Origin of the sequence: Pseudomonas sp. D4-21 (assembly GCF_051132125.1) — a bacterium.
Lineage (GTDB): Bacteria > Pseudomonadota > Gammaproteobacteria > Pseudomonadales > Pseudomonadaceae > Aquipseudomonas.
The window spans coordinates 577,076-592,175 of sequence record NZ_CP071664.1; the positions used below are offsets into that span (position 1 = coordinate 577,076).

12 protein-coding genes are annotated in these 15,100 nt (G+C 61.9%); all 12 read left to right on the top strand.

Annotated features, from left to right (window positions below; genetic code table 11):
* The first annotated feature begins 1,606 nt into the window (after positions 1 to 1,606).
* Positions 1,607 to 2,641: a lipopolysaccharide heptosyltransferase II gene (gene waaF / locus J3Q04_RS02565; RefSeq protein WP_434608143.1), complete on the top strand. Its 1,035-nt coding sequence runs from the start codon at positions 1,607 to 1,609 to the stop codon at positions 2,639 to 2,641.
* A 1-nt stretch (position 2,642) separates the two neighbouring features.
* Entirely contained in the window at positions 2,643 to 3,701 is a 1,059-nt protein-coding gene (gene waaC / locus J3Q04_RS02570) for a lipopolysaccharide heptosyltransferase I (RefSeq protein WP_434608140.1), read from the top strand.
* A complete protein-coding gene (locus J3Q04_RS02575) occupies positions 3,701 to 4,822 on the top strand; it encodes a glycosyltransferase family 4 protein (protein WP_434561010.1) in 1,122 nt (373 codons plus the stop codon). Before waaC ends, J3Q04_RS02575 begins: the two co-directional genes overlap by 1 nt.
* Positions 4,822 to 5,628 carry a lipopolysaccharide core heptose(I) kinase RfaP gene (gene rfaP / locus J3Q04_RS02580; protein ID WP_420766145.1) on the top strand — a complete coding sequence of 269 codons (807 nt, stop codon included), beginning with the start codon at positions 4,822 to 4,824 and terminating at the stop codon, positions 5,626 to 5,628. The genes J3Q04_RS02575 and rfaP overlap by 1 nt, the downstream gene beginning before the upstream one ends.
* Entirely contained in the window at positions 5,628 to 6,362 is a 735-nt protein-coding gene (locus tag J3Q04_RS02585) for a lipopolysaccharide kinase InaA family protein (protein WP_434561006.1), read from the top strand. The genes rfaP and J3Q04_RS02585 overlap by 1 nt, the downstream gene beginning before the upstream one ends.
* Entirely contained in the window at positions 6,359 to 7,111 is a 753-nt protein-coding gene (locus J3Q04_RS02590; protein ID WP_420766147.1) for a lipopolysaccharide kinase InaA family protein, read from the top strand. Before J3Q04_RS02585 ends, J3Q04_RS02590 begins: the two co-directional genes overlap by 4 nt.
* Complete coding sequence (locus J3Q04_RS02595; protein WP_434608137.1) at positions 7,111 to 8,571, top strand: lipopolysaccharide kinase InaA family protein; 1,461 nt, start codon at positions 7,111 to 7,113, stop codon at positions 8,569 to 8,571. The genes J3Q04_RS02590 and J3Q04_RS02595 overlap by 1 nt, the downstream gene beginning before the upstream one ends.
* Before the next feature lie 291 nt (positions 8,572 to 8,862).
* Positions 8,863 to 10,620: a carbamoyltransferase family protein gene (locus J3Q04_RS02600; RefSeq protein WP_420766149.1), complete on the top strand. Its 1,758-nt coding sequence runs from the start codon at positions 8,863 to 8,865 to the stop codon at positions 10,618 to 10,620.
* Positions 10,604 to 11,734 (top strand): glycosyltransferase, encoded by a 1,131-nt coding sequence (locus tag J3Q04_RS02605; RefSeq protein WP_434608134.1) that lies wholly within the window; start codon positions 10,604 to 10,606, stop codon positions 11,732 to 11,734. The genes J3Q04_RS02600 and J3Q04_RS02605 overlap by 17 nt, the downstream gene beginning before the upstream one ends.
* Positions 11,734 to 12,630, top strand: a complete 897-nt coding sequence (locus J3Q04_RS02610) for an antimicrobial resistance protein Mig-14 (RefSeq protein ID WP_420766151.1) — start codon at positions 11,734 to 11,736, stop codon at positions 12,628 to 12,630. The genes J3Q04_RS02605 and J3Q04_RS02610 overlap by 1 nt, the downstream gene beginning before the upstream one ends.
* A gap of 8 nt (positions 12,631 to 12,638) precedes the next feature.
* The gene (locus J3Q04_RS02615) at positions 12,639 to 14,042 is read left to right on the top strand and encodes a PIG-L deacetylase family protein (RefSeq protein ID WP_434608132.1); all 1,404 of its coding nucleotides are present in this window, start codon (positions 12,639 to 12,641) and stop codon (positions 14,040 to 14,042) included.
* A gap of 63 nt (positions 14,043 to 14,105) precedes the next feature.
* Positions 14,106 to 15,062 (top strand): glycosyltransferase family protein, encoded by a 957-nt coding sequence (locus tag J3Q04_RS02620; protein WP_434561000.1) that lies wholly within the window; start codon positions 14,106 to 14,108, stop codon positions 15,060 to 15,062.
* Positions 15,063 to 15,100 lie beyond the last annotated feature (38 nt).

A 15,100-nucleotide genomic window follows, 5' to 3' on the forward strand; every position in this document is an offset into this window, starting at 1 on the left:
ACAGTTGATTGGCGGTGCCGCACGGTATTGGATACTTGTGCGCAACCCCTGTGGGAGCGAGCTTGCTCGCGATAGCGGTAGGTCAGGCGACATCGATGTTGGATGTGCTGGCCCCATCGCGAGCAAGCTCGCTCCCACAGTTGATTGGCGGTGTCGCACGGTATTGGATACTTGTGCGCAACCCCTGTGGGAGCGAGCCTGCTCGCGATAGCGGTGGGTCAGGCGACATCGACGTTGGATGTGCTGGCCCCATCGCGAGCAAGCTCGCTCCCACAGTTGATTGGCGGTGCCGCACGGTATTGGATACTTGTGCGCAACCCCTGTGGGAGCGAGCTTGCTCGCGATAGCGGTGGGTCAGGCGACATCGATGTTAGATGTGCTGGCCCCATCGCGAGCAAGCTCGCTCCCACAGTTGATTGGCGGTGTCGCACGGTATTGGATACTTGTGCGCAACCCCTGTGGGAGCGAGCCTGCTCGCGATAGCGGTGGGTCAGACAACATCGACGTTGGATGTGCTGGCCCCATCGCGAGCAAGCTCGCACCCACAGTTGATTGGCGGTGCCGCACGGTATTGGATACTTGTGCGCAACCCCTGTGGGAGCGAGCTTGCTCGCGATAGCGGTGGGTCAGGCGACATCGATGTTAGATGTGGTGGCCCCATCGCGAGCAAGCTCGCTCCCACAGTTGATTGGCGGTGTCGCACGGTATTGGATACTTGTGCGCAACCCCTGTGGGAGCGAGCCTGCTCGCGATAGCGGTGGGTCAGACAACATCGACGTTGGATGTGCTGGCCCCATCGCGAGCAAGCTCGCACCCACAGTTGATTGGCGGTGCCGCACGGTATTGGATATTTATGCGGAACTCTTGTGGGAGCGAGCCTGCTCGCGATAGCGGTAGGTCAGGCGACATCGACGTTGGATGTGCTGGCCCCATCGCGAGCGGGCTCGCTCCCACAGTTGAATGGCGGTGCCGCACGGTATTGGATACTTGTGCGCAACCCTTGTGGGAGCGAGCCTGCTCGCGATAGCGGTAGGTCAGGCGACATCGACGTTGGATGTGCTGGCCCCATCGCGAGCAAGCTCGCTCCCACAGTTGATTGGCGGTGTCGCACGGTATTGGATACTTGTGCGCAACCCCTGTGGGAGCGAGCCTGCTCGCGATAGCGGTGGGTCAGGCGACATCAATGTTGGATGTGCTGGCCCCATCGCGAGCGGGCTCGCTCCCACAGTTGATTGGCGGTGTCGCACGGTGTTGGATACTTGTGCGCAACCCTTGTGGGAGCGAGCCTGCTCGCGATAACGGTGGGTCAGGCGACATCGATGTTGGATGTGCTGGCCCCATCGCGAGCAAGCTCGCTCCCACAGTTGATTGGCGGTGCCGCACGGTATTGGATACTTGTGCGCAACCCCTGTGGGAGCGAGCCTGCTCGCGATAGCGGTGGGTCAGGCGACATCGATGTTGGATGTGCTGGCCCCATCGCGAGCAGGCTCGCTCCCACAGTTGATTGGCGGTGTGTTGTAGATTAAGGCCACAGGCAACGACCTAAGCCACAGTGATTCTCGAGGCGGGGAGGCGTAGGCCTCCCCGTATCGTTTTTGGAAAGCACATGAATATTCTGATCGTTGGGCCCAGTTGGGTCGGTGACATGGTGATGGCCCAGACACTGTTCCAGTGTCTGAAGCTGCGTCATCCGCAGTGCGAAATCGACGTTCTGGCCCCTGAATGGAGCCGTCCGATCCTTGAGCGCATGCCCGAGGTGCGCAAGGCCTTGAGCTTTCCGCTCGGCCATGGCGTGCTGGAGCTGGCGACTCGCCGGCGCATCGGCAAATCCCTGGTCGGCCACTACGACCAGGCGATCCTGTTGCCCAATTCGCTGAAATCGGCGCTGGTGCCGTTCTTTGCCGGCATTCCCAAGCGCACAGGCTGGCGCGGCGAGTTTCGCTATGGCTTGCTCAATGACGTGCGCACGCTGGACAAAGATCGTTATCCATTGATGATCGAGCGCTTCATGGCCCTGGCCTACGAGCCGGGGGCCGAATTGCCCAAGCCGTATCCTCGGCCGAGCCTGCAAATCGATCCGGTAACGCGCGAAACGGCCCTGGCCAAGTTCGGTCTGACCCTGGATCGCCCGGTATTGGCCCTGTGCCCGGGCGCCGAGTTCGGTGAGTCCAAGCGCTGGCCGGCGGAGCATTACGCCCAGGTTGCCGAGGCGAAGATCCGTGAAGGCTGGCAAGTCTGGCTGTTCGGTTCGAAAAACGATCACTCGGTGGGCGAAGACATCCGTTCGCGGCTGATTCCGGGCCTGCGGGAAGAGTCGGTCAACCTCAGCGGCGACACGTCCCTGGCCGAGGCGATTGACCTGTTATCCTGCGCCGATTCGGTGGTGTCCAATGACTCCGGCTTGATGCACGTCGCGGCCGCGCTGAACCGTCCGTTGGTTGCGGTCTACGGCTCGACTTCGCCGGGTTTTACTCCGCCGTTGGCCGATCAGGTCGAAGTCGTGCGCCTGGGCATCGAGTGCAGTCCATGCTTCGACCGTACCTGCCGCTTCGGCCATTACAACTGCCTGCGCCAGCTGATGCCGCTGGCGGTGAACGAGGCCCTGGAGCGTTTGCAGGGCACTCCCGTGGAGGTCCGGTAACTTGCGGGTATTGTTGATCAAGACCTCTTCGCTGGGGGATGTGGTCCACACGTTGCCAGCGCTGACCGATGCGACGCGGGCAATTCCTGGCATCACATTCGACTGGGTGGTGGAAGAGGGTTTCGCCGAAATCCCTACCTGGCATCCGGCCGTGGGCAAGGTCATCCCGGTGGCGATCCGGCGCTGGCGCAAGAACCTCTGGCAAACCCTCAAAAGCGGTGAATGGCGACGCTTCAATCAGAGCATTCGCGCCGAAAAATATGATTTGGTGATCGATGCCCAAGGCCTGCTGAAAAGTGCCTGGCTGACCCGCTACGTCAAGGCACCGGTGGCTGGGCTGGATAAGGATTCGGCGCGTGAACCGCTCGCGGCGCGCTTCTATTCGCGTCGCCTGGCGGTCGCTCGTGGTCAGCATGCGGTGGAGCGTGTACGTCAACTGTTCGCCTTGGCGCTGGGCTATGACTTGCCGCAAACCCAGGGCAGCTATGGCCTGGACATCGACCGACTGGTTGAATTGCCGCGCCCATACCCCTACGTGGTGTTCCTGCATGGCACGACGTGGGAATCCAAACATTGGCCTGAGCTCTACTGGCGTCAGCTCACCGAGCGCATGGGGCAATTCGGCGTGGTGGTGAAACTGCCGTGGGGCAACCCGGCCGAGAAGGCCAGGGCCGAGCGCATCGCCAACGGGCTGCGCAATGCCTTGGTGCTGCCGAAATTGAACCTGGGCGGCATGGGCAAGGTGCTCGCCGGTGCCCAGGCCTGCGTGGCCGTGGATACGGGCCTCGGGCATCTGGCCGCCGCTCTGGATGTGCCGACCATCTCGCTGCTCGGTCCGACCAATCCCGTGCTGACCGGCGCCTATGGCAAGGGCCAGATTCATCTCGCCAGCGATTTTCCTTGCGCGCCGTGCATGCAGAAACAATGCACTTACCCACCGACCGCCGAAGATGCCCGGCGGTTCGACCTGAAACGCGAGCAGCCCCTGTGCTTCACGCGTCTGAATCCCGAGCGTGTTGCCAGCCACCTGAGCACGTTATTGGCTGAGGAGCCGCGCTGATGCAATTGGCTTTTGTCCTTTACAAATATTTCCCCTTCGGCGGCCTGCAGCGTGACTTCATGCGCATCGCCTTGGAGTGTCAGCGACGCGGTCACCAGATCCGCGTCTACACGCTGATTTGGGAAGGTGACGTCCCGCCCGGCTTCGAAGTGCTGGTGGCGCCGGTCAAGGCGCTGTTCAATCACCGCCGCAACGAGAAACTCAGCGCGTGGATGGAGGCCGACCTGGCCAAGCGCCCGGTGGACCGGTTGATCGGCTTCAACAAAATGCCCGGCCTGGACGTGTACTACGCCGCCGACGGCTGCTTCGAAGACAAGGCGCAGAACCTGCGCAATTCGCTGTACCGACGCTGGGGGCGCTACCGGCATTTCGCCGAGTACGAGCGGGCCGTGTTCGCCAAGGACGCCAAGACCGAAGTCCTGATGATTTCCGAAGTCCAGCAGCCGCTGTTCATCAAGCACTACGACACGCCGCTGGAGCGCTTTCACCTGCTGCCGCCGGGCATTGCCCACGACCGTCGTCGGCCCGCCGATGCCGATGAGATCCGGGCGGCGTTCCGAGCCGAATTCGAGCTGGCCGACGACGATTTGTTGTTGGTGCAGATCGGCTCCGGGTTCAAGACCAAGGGCGTCGACCGCAGCCTCAAGGCCCTGGCCGCGCTGCCCACGCAATTGAAAAAACGCACTCGGCTGTTTGTAATCGGCCAGGACGACCCCAAGGTATTCCAGATGCAGAGCGCTGCGCTGGGTCTGGGCGATAATGTGCGGTTCCTCAAGGGTCGCAGCGATATCCCGCGTTTCCTGCTCGGTGCCGACCTGTTAATCCACCCGGCCTACAACGAAAACACCGGCACGGTACTGCTCGAAGCGCTGGTGGCCGGGTTGCCGGTGCTGGTCAGCGCGGTGTGCGGGTACGCTCACTACATCGCCGAGGCCGACAGCGGCCTGGTGCTGGATGAGCCGTTCGAACAGGCGCAGTTGACCGAATATCTGAGCCGGATGCTTAGTGATCCGCAAGCGAGGGCGGCCTGGAGCCGCAATGGTCTGGCCTTCGCCGAGACGGCCGACCTCTACAGCATGCCGCAGCACGCGGCCGATGTGATATTGGCGGAGCACGCTTAATGAAATTGATGCTGGCCGAACCGTTCAAGAGCCTTTGGGCCGGGCGCGATGCGTTCGTCGAAGTCGAAGCGCTCCAGGGCGAGGTCTACCGTGAGCTCGAAGCCCGGCGCACCCTGCGCACGGAGGTAGAGGGTCGCGGTTTTTTCGTGAAAATCCATCGTGGCATCGGCTGGGGCGAGATTTTCAAGAACCTGCTCACCGCCAAGCTGCCGGTGCTGGGCGCGGGCCAGGAATGGAAGGCCATCCAACGGCTGCAGGAAGTCGGCGTGCCAACCATGACCGCCGTTGCCTATGGAGAGAAGGGCAACAATCCGGCGGACCAGCATTCCTTTATTGTTACCGAGGAGCTGGCGCCTACCATAAGCCTTGAAGACTTCAGCCTCGACTGGGTCAAGCAGCCTCCGCAGCCCCGGCTAAAGCGAGCACTGATCGCCGAAGTGGCGCGCATGACCGGCATGATGCACCGCGCTGGGGTCAACCATCGCGACTGCTACATCTGCCACTTTCTGCTGCACACCGACAAACCGGTGACGCCCGAGGATTTCAAACTCTCGGTGATCGACCTGCACCGCGCCCAGACCCGTCCGGCTATCACCACGCGCTGGCGTAACAAAGACTTGGCGGCGCTGTATTTCTCCGCGCTGGACATTGGCTTGACCCGGCGCGACAAGCTGCGTTTTCTCAAGGGCTATTTCCAGCAGCCGCTGCGCCAGATCCTGGCGCAAGAGGCTGCGTTGCTGGCCTGGCTCGAAGGCAAGGCCAAGAAACTGTATGAGCGCAAACAGCGGTACGGGGATGCGCTCTGATGTCGGGTTGGAATTTGGAACCCGCCTACGCTGAGCTGGCACAGGATTTCGGCAGCCTCGACGCGGTGTTCGCCCTCCAGGGCGAGCGCCTGACCCGCGATCCACTGTCAGAGGTGATCCGCGTACAACGCAACGGCGTGAATTATTACGTCAAGCGCTATACCGGCGCCGGCAAGGGCTTGCGTCGTTATCTGGGCAAGCCACGGGTCAAGTCGGAATGGCAGAACCTCAAGCGTTTCGCCAAGTGGGGTATTCCCACAGCGGAAATTGTCGCCTGGGGGCTGGAACGACGGGGTGCGGCCTATGATCGCGGCGCGATGATCACCCGCGAATTGCCGCGCACCGAAGACCTTTCAGCCCTGGCCGAGCGGCACGATTCGCGGCTCGACGATCGCGCCTGGGTCGATGGCGTGAGCCGGCAGCTCGCCGGTTATACCCGGACCATGCACGATCACCGTTTCACCCATAACGACTTGAAATGGCGCAACCTGCTGATCGACGACCGGGCGCGTCTGTTCCTGATCGACTGCCCGAACGGTGACTTCTGGCGCGGCTTCTGGCTCAAGTACCGGATCACCAAAGACCTGGCATGCCTGGACAAAGTCGCCAAATATCATTTGTCGGCCACCCAGCGCCTGCGTTTTTACCTGCAATATCGCCAGCGCGACCGGCTCGATGCGTGCGACAAGAAACGTATTCGCCACGTGGTGAGATTTTTCGAGGGGCGTGAATGACCGATTTCCTGGCCGCCGAAGACCGGGCCTTGCTGGAGCGCCATGGCCTGGACAGCTTCGAAGCCCTCTGGTTGCGCAAGCTGGACGCAGTGGACGAGCCCAATACGGCTGGCGATGGCTGGAGCAGTGTGTTCCGGCTGGAGCTCGAGGGGCAGGGTTATTACCTCAAGCGCCAGAGCAATTACCTGACCCGGACGCTATCGCACCCTTTTGGCGAACCCAGTTTTTCCCGGGAGTTTCGCAACATCAGCCGGTATCGCCAGTTGGGTATCCCAGCGTTGCAGGCGGTCTTCTACGGGCGGCGGAAAGTGGACGGCGAGGTTCGGGCGATTCTGTTGACCCGCGCCTTGGACGGCTGGGATGACCTGGATTCGCTCCTGGAGCGCTGGCCGTCCCTGACGACCGTGCAACGCACCACCATCGTTCAGGCCTGTGGTCACCTGGCGCGGCGACTGCACGACATGCATCAGGTGCATGGCTGTTTCTATCCCAAGCATATTTTTCTGCAGGCCACTGCCGGCGGTCACCAGGCACAGTTGATCGACCTGGAAAAGACCCGTCCGCTGCTGTTCGGGCAGCGTGACCGGGTCAAGGACCTGGAGCCGTTGCTGCGCCGGGCCCGGGCCTGGAGTGAAGAGGATGTGCGTCAGCTGCTGTCTACCTATCTGGACCAACCGCTTGACGGTGCGCTGGTCGATCGATGGTTGGCCCGCCTGAGCGCTCGACGCACTCATAAGGAGACCCGCTGATGCATTTGTCGGAATTGAAAGGCGCTGGCCGCAGCCCGAGCCTGCCCCTGAGCCTGGAGCTGGCGGATGCCGCTGGCCCGGCGCAATTGCAACTGTTGTCACTGTTGCGGGTGCTGCCTGGGCAGCGTTACGTCGGCGCCGGTATCTGGCGCGGCCGGCCCGTGCTGGCCAAGTTACTGGTGGGCAGCAAGGCGCCGCGGCATTTCCAACGAGAGCTGCAAGGTGTTCGCCTCCTCGCGGAACAGGGGCTGACGACCCCATTGCTGCTGGCCGATGGCTTGAAAGAAGGCGAGGGTGGCTGGCTGCTGTTCGAGCTGCTGGAAGGCGCTGAGAGTCTTGGCGATGCCTGGAAGCAGGTCGAACATCTCCCCATGTTGGCGGACGAACAAACGGCGGTGCTGGCCGAGGCGCTGGGCGCTATTGCGCAGCTGCACGGCAAGGGCCTGTGGCAAGAAGATCTGCACCTGGACAATCTGCTGCGCCATGGCGACAAGCTCTATCTCATCGATGGGGCCGGCATTCGCGCCGAAACCCCCGGCCAGCCATTGTCGCGGCAAAAGGTCTTGGAAAACCTGGGGGTGTTTTTCGCCCAGCTTCCAAAATCCATCGAGCCGTTCAATGAAGAGTTGCTGGTGCATTACCTGTTGAGTAACGCCGAACACGCCCTGCCGATGGAAGCGCTGCAAAAACAGATCGACAAGGTCCACGCCTGGCGGCTGAAAGACTTCCTTGAAAAGGTCGGGCGCGAATGCAGCTTGTTCAGCGTGCAGCGCGGGCCGTTCGGCCTGCGGGCTATTCGTCGCGATGAAGAAACGGCCATGGTCCCGGTGCTGGAGCATGCCGATGCGTTGCTTGACCAGGGTCACTTGTACAAGACCGGTGGTGCCGCCAGTGTCGGTAAGGTCGAATCGAACGGTCGCACCCTGGTAATCAAACGCTACAACATCAAGGGCTTCGCCCACTGGCTCAAGCGCTTCTGGCGCCCGAGCCGAGCCTGGCATTCCTGGCGCGAAGGCCATCGGCTGGCCTTCCTCGGCATCGCCACGCCCAAGCCACTGGCGTTGCTGGAAAAGCGTTTCCTGTGGTTGCGTCGTGGCGCCTATCTGGTCACTGAACACCTGTCTGGCCCGGACATCATCGAACGCTTCGCCCCGCATGTGGAAAGCGGCGAAGCCCCTGAGTCCGAGCTGTTGGCGCTGGATCGCTTGTTCGCCGACCTGATCCGCGAGCGCATCAGCCACGGTGACTTCAAAGGACACAACCTGTTCTGGCAAGACGACCGCTGGGCATTGATCGACCTTGATTCCATGTGCCAACACCGGACCCAGGCCAGCTTCGCCCAAGCCTACGCCCGGGATCGCGCACGGTTCATGCGTAATTGGCCTGAGGGAAGTGCGCTGTATCGGGTGATCGATCAGCGGTTGCCGAAGGCAGTCGATAACACGTCGGCTATCGTGTAACCGCTCACCGTGGCGAGGGAGCTTGCTCCCGCTGGGCTGCGCAGCAGCCCCGACGCCATTCAACGCGCAGTACCAGGAAAAAACGATTTGCAGTTCCTGTGACGGCTGCGCCGCCGAGCGGGAGCAAGCTCCCTCGCCACGGACCGTGTAAACCCTACGACTCCGCTAGAGGCTTAAGATCGCTTTTAAGCTATAATCCCGCCCTTTAGCTGCCCCGTACCCTTGATGCGTGGCACATCATTTTTTCGCGGCGCTTGTCGCCCGTATGCAGACATAAGAGGCTAGACCCCTGTGGCATTGACGATTCTTGGCCTGTCCGGCGCCCTTAGCCATGATCCTTCCGCAGCGCTGTACATCGACGGCAAGCTGATCGCGGCGGCCGAGGAAGAGCGCTTCGTACGCGATAAACATGCAAAGAACCGCATGCCCTACGAGTCGGCGAAGTTCTGCCTGGAGCAAGCCGGCATCAAGCCGTCCGACGTTGACGTGGTGGCGATACCCTTTGCCCCGATCAGCCTGTTCGGCGAGGCGCGCTGGCACTACGCCAAGCGCTACTGGTACGCCCCGGACCGTGCCCTCGATGCGATTCTGATGGGCAATCGTCGCTACAAACGTTATCGCCGCAAGATCGTCTGGTGCCTGGAACAACTGGGTTTCGACCCGAAAAAAATCAAGATCGAGCCGGTCGAGCACCACCTGGCCCATGCCTCCAGTGCCTATCACTGCTCGGGCTTCCAGGAAAAAACCGCCATCCTCGGCATCGACGGCAAGGGCGAATACGCCACGACCTTCTTCGGCTATGGCGAAAACGGCAAGATCCACAAGATCAAGGAATTCTACGACCCGGACTCCCTGGGTGGCCTGTACGGCGCGATCACCGAGTTCCTCGGCTTCGAGATGCTTGATGGCGAATTCAAGGTCATGGGCATGGCGCCCTACGGCGACGCCAGCAAATACGATTTCTCGCGCCTGGCCTCGTTCGAAAACGGCCAATTAGTGATCAATACCGATTACGCCAACGTGATCGGCCTGCGCCGCTATAAAGAGAAAGGCAAGGGTTTCTACTTCTCGCCAAAGCTGATCGAGTGGCTCGGTCCGAAACGCGAAGGCGACATCGCCGACGAGCCGTACATTCACTACGCGGCCAGCATGCAAGCGCTGTTCGAGAAGCTTGCGCTGCAAATGATCGATCACTACCTGGGCGACGTGCTCAAGGAAACCGGCAAGCTGGCGTTCGCCGGCGGCTGTGCATTGAACGTCAAGCTGAACCAGAAAATCATCGCCCGCGATGACGTCAAGGAGCTGTTCGTGCAACCGGCTTCCGGCGACGCCGGTACGGCGGTGGGCGCGGCGGCTTATGTGTCCCACGCCCGTGGCGTGCCGGTGGAGAAGATGGAACACGTCTACCTCGGCCCAGCCTATAGCAACGAAGATGTGATCGCCGCCTGCGCCCGTCACCCGAGCAAGCCGGCGTGGCGCAAGATCGACAACACCCCTGAGCGCATCGCCAAGATCATGGTCGACGGCAACCCGGTGGCCTGGTTCCAGGGCCGCATGGAGTTTGGCCCGCGGGCCTTGGGCGGTCGTTCGATCATCGGTTGCCCAAGCGCCAGCGGCGTGGCCGACCGCATCAACGAACAGATCAAGTTCCGCGAACGCTGGAGGCCTTTCTGCCCGTCGATGCTCGACACCGTTGCGCCGCAGATGATCAAGGTCGACCACCCGGCACCGTTCATGACCTTCACGTTCGAAGTGGCTGAGGAATGGAAAACCCGCGTGCCGGAAGTGGTCCATGAAGACGGCACCTCCCGGGCCCAAGTGCTCAAGCGTGAATACAACCCGCGTTACTACGACATGATGAAAGCCCTGGAAGTCCTGACCGGCAATGGCGTGTCGCTGAACACCTCACTCAACCGTCGCGGCGAACCCATGATCTGCTCGCCCACCGACGCGCTGAACATGTTCTATGGTTCCGACCTGCAATACCTGATCATGGAGGACATCCTGGTGGTCAAGGACGGCGTGGACGCTTATGACACGCTCGGCTGAGCGACATGTGCTGCAGTTCTGCCACGGTTATGACGGGCCGTTCCTGGACTGCGCCCGTCAGTACGCCAGTCTGTTCGCCGGAACCGGTTATCGTGTGACCACGGTGTTTCTCACCGGCTCGGCGGACGCCGAGGTTGCCGCTGCCTGTGCCTCGGACGAGGTGTTGTTCATGGAGTACAGCTCCAGTGCCATTCGCGGCCTGAAGCTGGGTGCCATCAGCGATCTGCGCAAGATCGCCGCCTCGCGCAATTTCAGTTTCTGCATCGCGCACCGGTTCAAGCCGATCTACATCGCCCTGCTCGGCACCGGGTTGCCGGTGATCGGCGTGCACCATGCCTTTGGCGATTATCAACGGCGTACCCGCCGATTGTTCGCCCAGGTTTTTCGCAAGCGCCTGAGCTTGCTCGGGGTGTCCGACGCCGTGCGCGACGACATGCGTCGCTGCCTGCCAAAATGGCCGGTCGGCAGGATCCAGACCCTCTACAACCGTATCGATCTGGAGGCCTTGCAGGCCAGCCAGGTTTCCCGGGAGCAGGCGCGACAAACCCTTGGGCTGGAAGCGAACGCCTGGATTGTCGGCAACGTCGGACGCCTGCATCCGGACAAGGACCAGGCCACCCTGCTTCGTGGTTTTGGCGCTGCGCTGGCGTACCTGCCAAGCCACAGCCAACTGGCGATTCTGGGCAAGGGGCGCCTGGAACAGGACCTCAAGGCTCTGGCGCGAGAGTTGGGCATTGCCGACCGCGTGCTGTTTCTCGGCCAGGTGCCAGAGGCCCGTCGTTATTTCCGTGCCTTCGACGCGTTTGCGCTGAGCTCTGATCACGAGCCGTTCGGCATGGTGCTGCTCGAAGCCATGGCTGCCGGCGTGCCGTTGCTGGCCACGGCCTGCGGTGGCGCAAAGGAGGTCGTCGAGGGCGTCGGCATCCTGTTCCCGCTCGGTGACGCCGAGCACATGGCCCAAGGGCTGCAACACCTGGCTGCGATGGACGAATTGCAGCGGCGCCAATGCGCCGAATTGATGCTGGAGCGCTTGCGCGAACGTTTTTCCGATCGCGCCGTACGCGAGGCATTCTGGCGCTTGCCCCAAGTGACTGAACTGGCGCCGAGGAACTGATGCTCAACCGATTCCAAGGCTGGCGAGAGCGCGGCTGGACCACCACGGATGCCTCGAGCTACGCCCAGGCGTGGCAACGTTTTGGCGGCAGTGTGGCGACACACCCCCTGGTCGTGGAGCGCCTGGCCGCCCTGGCTGGGATTCCCGTGCGTTACCTGGCATTCGAGCAGGGCGGCGAGCTGAAGGCGGCAATTCCGACCTGGGGCCGCGATCTGGCGCTGTCGAAGGACGTGCTCAAGCGCAGCGGAAAAAAAGGCCTGTTCGACCTGGGCAATGCCGAGTTGATCCTGCCGGCCGCGCCCGACACCCAGGCACCGTTGCGTCATCGAGGACGGTATCTGTCGGCGCTCAATGAAGGTCGCTTCAGCGGTTTGAAACTGCAGAAAGAGCAGCTGGCCATGGCTCGCCTGCCGGAAGAACTGTCCAAGAAGTTCCGCTACAACCAGCGCCGTGAATTGCGTCTTCTGGAGGAAGCCGGCGGGCAGGTGCGGCCGGTCGGCGAGTTCTCCAGTACCGAGTTGGCGTCGATCTACTGTGATCTGTTCCAGCGTCGCTGGGGTTTTCCCGCCACCGGTGCCGAGCGCATGGGCGAGGTGGTCGAGCTGCTGCGCGAGCTGCTGATCGGCTCGGTGATTTTTCTCAACGATGCGCCCATCGCCATCCAACTGGTCTATCGCGTCGAAGCGCCTGAATGGATCAGCGTCGAATACATCAATGGCGGCGTCGACCCGCAGACTCGCGAATTCAGCCCGGGCAGCGTCTTGAGCTTCCTCAATACGCAAGGCGCCTGGGAGCACGCCCGGGCCGCGGGCAAGCCGTTGCGGTTTTCCTTTGGCCGGGCGGATCGCGAATACAAGGATCGCTGGTGCAACCCCGTGCCGGTATTCAGCGTATGAACCCGCCGATGAATCGAAAACAACAACTGCTCAAGCGCCATCGTCGCAACAAGCGCGTGGGGCTGTTGTGCGCCCTTGTCGTATTGGGGCTGATAGGCGTTTGGGTGGCCTGGTGGCTGCCGCTGGTGCTGGCGCTGTTGGGCTGGGTAGCCCACGAGGCGTGGTTCGCCGATCATCTGTTCTATTCGCCCAAGGATGACTACCAGTACGATTTCCCCCCCTTCACGCAGCAACCGAAGGTTCACCTCAATGCAGGGCGACTGCGCCTGGATGAAGGTGTGATTCTCGATGACGGCGCGACTCTGGTCCTGGCCTTGCGGATCAAAAGCACCTGGCTGGGGCGTTTCTTCGATCCGAGCGTCGAGTTGTCGGGCGGTGAAGCGGCGGACCGACAAACATTCGAGCGTGGAGTCAACGGCCTGCGCTACCTCAACCTCAGTGAGCAGGGCGCGGTGCTGTCCCGGGGTGAATTGCGCTTGCGCGGACGCTTTTGTCGCTTGTCGGGCGAGCCGATGCTGTGGTCGTTTGCGCCGATGGAGCTACAGCGTCCACGGCTGATGGTTATCGCGCCCCACGCCGACGATGCGGAACTGGCCGCTTACGGACTCTACAGCCAGGCCGAAGAGGCCTGGATCGTCACCCTGACGGCCGGGGAAATCGAAGCACAACATTACCAGCGCATGGGCCTGGGACGTGCCGAAGCTGCGCGGCTCAAGGGCCGATTGCGCGCCTGGGACAGCCTCGCCGTGCCGCGTTGGGCCGGTGTGCCGCAGGAACACTGCGTGCAACTGGGGTATTTCTGCCTGCAACTGGCGGCGATGCAAGCCGCGCCCGGCCAACCCCAGGGCTCCCGCGAGGCGGATCTGAGCGATACCCGGCTGTTTCGCCAACTGAACCCGTTTACCTTGCCCGGCGATGCAGATGGCGCGCCGACCTGGAACAACCTGCTGGCGGACTTGCGCGAAGTGCTGCTCAAGGCGCGTCCCGAAGTGATTGTGCTGCCTCACCCGACGCTCGATCCGCATCCCGATCATCTTTGTGCCCACCAGGCTGTCTTGCAGGCGCTGGAAGGACTGGAGTGGCAGCCCTCCGTGCTGCTGGGATACGCCAACCACCTGCACGACAACGATCGTTGGCCCATGGGTGATACCGGCATGGGCGTCGCGTTGCCGCCCCATTTCGACCCGGCCCGGCCGATGCATCCGTTCAGCCTGGGCCTGACCCTGGCCGGGCAACGTGACAAGGCCATGGCGCTGGGCATGATGCATGACCTGCAGCCGCCTGCTCCGTTCAAGCGTCGGTTGCGTCGTGGTATCCAGCGTCTGTTGGCCGGGCGCCGGGAGTCGCCCTATGGCGAGAATGAATTCTTTCGCAAGGCTGTACGCCGTCATGAACTGTTCTGGCGGCTTTAAGGGCCCAGGGGGCTACAAGGCCTCCGGTTATCTATCAAGTCGTTCGGTGCCGCAAGGAAGACGATGAAAGTTCTGTTTCTGGTGCAGAAAGAACAACGGGCCATCCTGGATCGGCTCTATGAAGGTGTCGCCGCCCATTGCGAGTGCGACCTGCGCTGGCTCGACAGCCAGGAGCAACGCAACCTGCGAGGCTATTTCCGGAGACACGTGGACGTCTCCCGCTACGACCGGATTGTATTTTTCCTGCGCTTCAAGCAGGAAATCCGCCAGGCGGGGTTCATCCGCACGATCCCCAACCTGGTGATCCTGGAGCATGACGCCTACCAGAACTACATCCCTTGCAAATACACCGGCAAGTTCAGCGCCCATTACCGACGCCTGCCGTGGGTGCGGGTCATCAGCTCCGGGTTCATGGTGACCGAACGCTTGCGTGCCGAAGGGTTCGATGCGGTTTTCGTACCCAAGGGCTATGATCAATCGCTGTTGCAAGACCAGCAGCGCGAGCGGGATATCGAGCTGGCGTTTGTCGGCAGTACCAACAGCGTCGCCTATAGCGGGCGCAAGGCATTGCTGGACGAGCTGGCGCGCGTCGAGCCGCTGGTCGTCACCCGTACCAAGTCCGGCGAAGAGTATTGCGAAACCCTCAATCGGATCCGCTTCTTCGTCAGTGCCGATGTGGGCATGGGCGAGTACATGATCAAGAATTTCGAGGCGATGGCCTGCGGTTGTGTGCTGCTGGCCTATGATCAAGGCGCCGAGGAAGCGCGGGCGCTAGGGTTGCAGGACATGCATAACGTGGTGTTGTATCGGGACATCCCGCAACTTCAGGAAAAACTTTCCCGGCTGCGCGCCGAGCCCGAACTGGCGCAAAGTATCGCCCGCAACGGCCACAGGCTGGCATTGGAGCAGTTCAGCTTCGCGCGTATCGGACAAAAAATCGTGGAAGCGCTGGAACCTCCGCTGCGACCGCGCGAACCGTTGAGTCTGCTAGAGTCCTTGCGCCAGAAACTGGGCATTTAACAAAAACCGCGATGCCATCCAACGACCTGGGTGGCATT